General features: G+C 66.8%; 1 protein-coding gene. It reads right to left on the reverse strand.

Translation table 11 applies throughout. From position 1 onward, the window contains the following. A partial coding sequence (locus tag ACWGTI_RS32415) for an Ig-like domain-containing protein (protein ID WP_454590650.1) occupies nt 1-1,535 on the reverse strand: 1,535 nt, incomplete at both ends.

Consider the following 1,535-nt stretch of genomic DNA (forward strand, 5'->3'; position numbering starts at 1 on the left):
GTCGCCGGATTGTAGACATAGCTTGCCGTCAGCGTGCCTGTCGTCCCGTCGGCGAACGCCGTCGGGATACCGGTCAGCACATGGCCGCCTAGCGACACCGTCGTCAGGCCGTCCGGCGACGTGAAGCCGATCGTACCCGAGGTCGTTTCCGAGGTCGCAGGCTCGTTCGAGCCCGAAGGTTCCCCGGCGCGTGCCGGCAGGCCGGCCTCGTAGACGGTGGTCGAGGCAAGGCCTGGCGCCGGGATGCTGTCGGTGGGCGTTGCATCGCCGATCGAGATCGTCAGCGTGGTGTGCGACAGGTCGCCGTCGCTATCCTTGATGGTGTAGGTGAAGACGTCGTCATGGCCGCCCTGCGAGCCGACATCACGCGTATAGGAGGAGGTTCCGTCGGCGGCCAGCGTCAGCTTGCCATAGAGACCCTGGATCTGGGTGCCCAGCGTCGCGGTATTGTCGAGGGCGGCATTGGTGTCGCCGGCGACGACGCCGACCACGGCAGCGCCGTCGGCGCCGAACACGTCGTTGGTCAGCACATTGCCGGTGGCCGGACCGAACTGGCCCGATGCAATGCTGTCGGTGTTGGCGTTGGCGGTAGGCACGTCGTCGACGATGTTGACGGACAGCGTGCCTGTGGCGTTCTGGCCGTCCTGGTCGGTGAGCGAGACGGCGAGGTTCTCGAATAGGCTGTTGGTGCCGCCGGCGGCGGCGTGCGCCTCGTTGTCGAGCAGCGTGTAGGTGTAGCTGACGGCGCCGGTTGCGGGATTGTAGCCGGTCACGTTCAGCGTATTGCCGAGCGCGGTGGTGAAGGAGCTGGCGGTGAACACGCCGTTGGTGATGAAGGCGTGGCCGTCGATGGTCAGCGAGGCGATGCCGTCGGGCGAGGAGATGGTGAAGGTGCCGCCCTGGGTGGTGCTTTCCTTCGAGGTGTCGGAGCCGGCCGATTCGCCAACGCCGCGGCTGGCCAAAAGGTCGTCCTCGTTGACGGTGACGTCGCCGCCATTGGCGGCCGGCGTCAGGTCGGTGATCACCGGCGGCGAGTTGCCGATCGAGATGGTCAGCGTGGTGTGCGAGGTGTCGCCGTCGCCGTCCTTGATGGTGTAGGTGAAGACGTCGTCATGGCCGCCTTGCGAGCCGGCATCGCGGGTATAGGTGTAGGTGCCGTCGGCGGCCAGCGTCAGCTTGCCATAGAGACCCTGGATCTGGGTGCCGAGTGTTGCGGCATTGTCGACGTCGGCATTGGTGTTACCCGCCTGGACGCCAACCACCGTCGCGCCGTCGGCGCCCTTGGTGTCGGCAACGCCGTCGGTCGTGTTGCCGTCGAGGGCATCGGTTCCGCCGGTCAGCACATTGCCGGTGGCCGGGCCGAACAGGCCAGGCCCGATGCTGTCGATGTCGGCGACCGCCGTCGGCACGTCATCGACGATGTTGATGGTAAGGCTGCCGGCCGGTGCGCTGTCGCCATCGGCGTCGGTCACCACCACCGCGAAGCTGGTGCTCGACGGATCGGTCAGCGTGTTGTCGATGAGCGTGTAGGAGTA

It is taken from the genome of Mesorhizobium sp. ArgA1, assembly GCF_053714375.1.